Annotated in this window: 2 protein-coding genes; one reads left to right on the plus strand and one right to left on the minus strand. The window is 36.3% G+C overall.

Annotated elements, in window-relative coordinates; all coding sequences use genetic code 11:
• Positions 1–78 precede the first annotated feature (78 nt).
• Positions 79–3,903: a hypothetical protein gene (locus NXR94_RS16980; protein WP_258105874.1), complete on the minus strand. Its 3,825-nt coding sequence runs from the start codon at positions 3,901–3,903 to the stop codon at positions 79–81.
• A 510-nt stretch (positions 3,904–4,413) separates the two neighbouring features.
• Between NXR94_RS16980 and greB the strand changes: the two genes are divergently transcribed.
• Positions 4,414–4,905, plus strand: coding sequence for a transcription elongation factor GreB (gene greB / locus NXR94_RS16985; RefSeq protein ID WP_258105875.1), 492 nt, complete (start codon positions 4,414–4,416; stop codon positions 4,903–4,905).
• The last annotated feature ends 325 nt before the right edge of the window (positions 4,906–5,230 follow it).

Here is a 5,230-nt window from a genome sequence, read left to right on the forward strand (position 1 = left end):
CTGAGCAAACTTTCTCCCGTTCAGTATCTGAAATACCAAACTAAGAATGAAAACTACCAGAATGAATTTTGTAAATATTTAGAGAATTAGTCTATTTGATCCCAGTCCTAATAATGGGGAGGTTACACAGTCTTTGTATAAATCAAATGCACTTTGAGGATCAGAATTTGATAATATATTGATATATCTGAATTTCCTTTCAAGATCAGCTATAGCCTTTGCTTTTTTAATGCAATAGTTTTTAGCTACCGAACTGTTTTCCTGTAGTAATAACTCAAGTGACCTATATCTCACTTCATCTTCAAAGGAATCAATCCGATCTTCAATAAATAACAAGTCATTTGAAAGATTTAAAAACCATTCAATCAGGTATCTCTTTTCATAGTTATGATTTTCGACTTGAACTAATTCCTTGATAAGTTCGACTCCCTCAATGAGACCGTACTCAGCACAAAACTTGCAATGGTTATATTTCTGATTAAAATCGATTAAGGCCTCTGATCCTATATTTTCAAGGATTTTCTTACTCGCACTATCTACAGAACTCTTTGCAATTACGTACTCATTTATGTTTGATGGAATAAGTTCTACTTCCTCAATGGGATCATCCGGTACTAAATTCTTATTCGGATTGTTTTTTGTTTTTTGGGGAATAGTCCTCGGAACCAACCAGAGAAACTCTAAATAAATATCCTCATGTAATTCATAATCTATTCTCCATGCGATATATGGAATATAGTGTTCTAAATATCTATATCTAATTTCTTCAAATTCATTTCGATATACAGCTGTTTTGAAATTGGCTTTCTTAACTGCCTCTTCAAGCCAATTCTTTAGGAATTCTTTGGACTCATCATCAAAATCAAAGTCTTCATTATTCTTATCTACTTCTAGTATTTTGTGGATTTGAAACCAATACCAATCCTCTTTATCATCCATGAAATTATTAATGGTGGCTCTACTAACTTCTTTGGTGTTTTTTGCTTCTTGCCTAAGAGTGGAAAGTACGATATTGTTATTGGCTAAGTCTTCATTCAAATATTCTTTTGAGAACTCCCAAAGTTCATCCCAGGTAAAAGAATCAACTTTTGCCTTATCAAATATTGCTATGAGCTCATCTTTGAATTTTTCCTTATGCAAAAGAAGATTAACATCATTCTTCAGTTTTTCCTTTCTCTCTTGTTCAAAATCACGTTCTGAGTAAGCAAATGCATTATCTGATAGCTTATTGATTTCTTCTAAGTAATAGTCATGTAAATCCCTTCTGTTCCATCCTAACATATTCCGGAATCTAAATGCAAGATCTTTGGATAGTTCCCCTTTTTTGTATTCTTCAAGCAATTCATCAATACATGCTTTATCAAGTACCGCTGAAATGGCATAATGATAGTCTACATCAGAAGTGTTCTCCAAGTCTTTGCTTTTCTTTCTTAGCTCCTTAAATGCCTTTAATGAAGTTTCAGTTTTCGTAAAGTATTCGTTGAAATCTTTGGATAATTCACGTGAATATCTCCGAGCCAATGAAATCAAAAGAGTTAACACCGCATCATAAATTTCTGGATTTTCCGCGGTTATCATAGAGGCATTATTCAATGCTTTCTCAACTATCTCAAGATGAAACCTATCATAGCGATACTCATCAATACTCTGTCCCCAGAGTAATAGATCTTTCGTCAATTTCACAGATTGGAACTGCTCAATCAGTTTTTCAAGATTGTATTTCTCATCCGAAAGTCTCGTATCTTTCGCATCATCATCTGTCGCATTGATGTAGACTTTCGGTTCACTTATTAACTTGATGCCATCAAGAATAATATTAGAATTCGGATCAATATTTTCGGCATTACTCATGTAGGCATAAAATCCAGCACGTAGATATTGGCTTGATTCTAGATCTATTGCCTCAAGCAATTTCTCGGTTAATTCATCAGAGAAAATATTTATATCTCTAAGTGTGTACAAGAAGCTTAATTTGAAATCATCCTTAATGTTTTCATCATTAATCAATGATAGTATAAGTGCTTCAATTTCTGATTTATATGATTCGACAACTTCGAGGTTTGGCAAGATTCTGAGTGCTTCAGCTTTTTTCCATGCCTCATCAAGTTTACCTACTTTTCTGATTAAAAATTTTGCGATATTATGACTGTCTGAAATAAATTCACCTAACTCATAAATATCAAATTTCTCACTTCGAATAAGGATTTTCTTCTTTTCAAAATCTTGATAAATCTTTTTAAAAATTGTTTCTCTTGTCTTTAAGTCAATATTTTCTTTCTCAAACCGAACAACCAAATCAATTTCATTGGAAATCAACCACTTTAACATGCTTTTGAACTTCCGCTTCTGAGATGATAAGAGTCCAAATAATAGGGTCACAGTATTCACCCATGAAGGTTTTACCTTTTTATAATCTGGACTGAATGAAATAAACTTCTTTATTCTTGCAATGCTTGAATTTGTGAGATATTTGGCAGCCAAGTATTCTTGGAAATTATTGTGGTGAAATTCCCAAGATCCATTTCTGTTTTTATCAAAAAGAAATGTATGCTTTATCAAAATTTGTAAGTTCGGTTCTGGAACTACTTTCCTAAACTCTGAATCTTCTAAGTAATTTCTTTGCAAGGATTCTGCAGCAATTGCTAAGCGTTGGATTTTCTGCTTTATTACTTCCTGGTGCTCCTCAAGGTACAATCCATGATTTTGATACTTTTCTTCATTATCAACTCTAATTCTCCATGCTAGGAGAAATTCAAATATTTCACTGCGAGATTTAGGAAGTTTTCCATTTTCACGATAGAAATTTACCAGATTGACCAAATAGAAAGGAGTTTTCAATTGATCATTAATCTTCTTTTTGTAAACTTCTTGAAAGAAATCAGTTTTCTTTTCAGCTAATTCCTTTGAGCAATATTCCTCTATATCAAGGTTGGTAAGACTACTGAGAGCATAGGTTTCGAATCCATCTATTCTTGAACTCTGATTTCGGTTTTCTGCAGAGTAAAAGTTATTTCTGCAAGAAACAATAATCGTTGAATTCGGAATCTTGTTATGTAGCACTTCAATTTGACGAACTGCCTCATGTAAATTCTCAGGAGCCACTTCATCGAGAGCATCTAAAATGACTAATAATTTTTGGTCTTTAAATGATTTGTAATCTTTGAATTCGAATTCGAGCAACTGTTCTATCCCATCATTCCGGTTAAACCCATTCAGCCTAATTTTAATTGGAAAAAATTCTTCGTTGTTTTTAGAATAATGAAACGCTAAGTGATCAAGCTCAACACTTTTACCAGAGCCTGCAACACCAAGGATTGTGATCTTTCTCTTTGATTTGACAAGTTCAATTAAATCATATCTCTTTCTCTCCCAAACCTGATCTGTGCTATCTCGAAGCGAATAAACGCTTCGTTTTATATAGTTTGGAGGTTCGATGTAATCAGTTCTTTCTAAATCTAAGAATTGCTCTTGTCTTTTAAGCAACTCCATAGCTCTCTTTATTCTTTCTGCATTTACCTCAACCTTTGGTACATCTTCATTGGTTGAAACTTCCGCTAAAGATCCAATTAAGTTCAATGATGTTGACACATTCTCTTCATGAGCTTTCTTCATCTCTTGCAAAACACCCACGGTGTACAAGTCCTCGTTATTTGTCTCTTCATGATGATCAAAGCATAAGAGAATCAAATTTTCATAAGATCTTCTCTCCTCATTCGTCATCTTTAAATTGAATCTTTCACCCTTTGGCATTGCAGCTTCAATGTGACATATTTCTCCTTTTAATCGATTATTTTCATCTAGAATCGGTTTGTTACAATTTGGAAAAGCGCACCTACCACCTGCATTTCTAAAAAGTGCTTCCTTAACGTCTCGTAATATTGGTAGTCTCTTTGGCTCTTCCATTGGTTATTGAATTTATGTAGAAAGTATAGTTATTTTTTATCAGAGACGAAATACCCACTTATGGGTAATTTTCAAATGACGGTTGGTGTAAATTGTTCTTAATTGTATAGTGCTAGGAAGTCGCACACATTTGCCACTCTCCTTCCCTCCTGCCAACGTTCCTCACTGCGGCATGGTAATTCCTCGCTCGTGACGAGTGGCAAAAGAGTGCTCGTTACTACAATAAAATGATGTGAATGCTTTTGATTGATGATAATAGGCCAACCCTAAACTATTAATCCCGCCCAAGACCTAAGCTATATTAACATAACGCGGACTTAACTGCTTACCGTGGCTAGGCTTCCTCCCTGGTCGGGTACCTCTATCCTCTCGTAAACTCAGAATCTCCCCAAAATTTACTTCCCCAAATTTCTCAACAAACTTTTTAAGGTTACTTGGGGTTCAGGACATTTGGTATATAAATATTTGCGGCTGGTTTACGAATACTCTTTTAAAAAGCGATAAGCAATCATGAGGTCACAGTTGATTACACCTGAAGGAATGGAACGTCTCAAAGAAGAGCTCAACCACTTATGGCGTGTGGAGCGGCCTGAAACTACCCGTAAAGTCTCCTGGGCGGCCAGTCTTGGTGATCGCTCGGAGAATGCGGATTATCACTACAATAAAAAGCGGCTGCGCGAAATCGATAAGAGGCTGCTGTATCTACGAAAATGTATCGATGGGTTTAAGGTGATTGACTATCACCCGCACATGGACGGCAAAGTATCTTTTGGTGCGTGGGTGGAGATTGAAAACCTGGAAAAGGGACTGAAAAAGCGGTTGCGGATCGTGGGTTATGAAGAGTTGATTGGCAATAAGGATTACATCTCGATGGACTCCCCCATGGCTCAGGCACTCGTTGACAAAAAGGTAGGTGATGAAGTGATCGTGGAAACCAAGATAGCCAGATTCGTATGGCGCATCAATTCGATTGAGTATGTCAAAAACCCATCGGCCCAGTGAGAGGTAAACAGAAAATACAGGGGGGATTGTGAGGGATACGAGAAAATATCCTCCTGGAAAATACCGTAATTATATATGTAGATTCCCGGTCAAGCCGGGAATGACGTTGGGGAGGGTTGATTGGGGAATGGCGTAGGGGGATTTGGGCAAGGCGTCTACGTGACCCGGTCTACGCGACCCGATCTACGCGACCCGATCTGTAAGCTTCCCTAAAAATAGGACTGTTTGAAAGGCGACAAAAATTGTACATTTAAACAGTTACGATGAAAAAGCGAAGAATATCAGAAGCGCAGATAGTCAAAGCGCTCAAGGAACATGAATCAGG

Origin of the sequence: Marinoscillum sp. MHG1-6, from assembly GCF_024714475.1 — a bacterium.
Classification (GTDB): domain Bacteria; phylum Bacteroidota; class Bacteroidia; order Cytophagales; family Cyclobacteriaceae; genus JAMZMI01.

Excerpts from the sequence above, each read along its gene's own strand:
- greB (WP_258105875.1), top strand. The coding sequence starts at position 4,414 with ATGAGGTCACAGTTGATTACACCTGAAGGAATGGAACGTCTCAAAGAA.
- NXR94_RS16980 (WP_258105874.1), bottom strand. The coding sequence starts at position 3,903 with ATGGAAGAGCCAAAGAGACTACCAATATTACGAGACGTTAAGGAAGCA.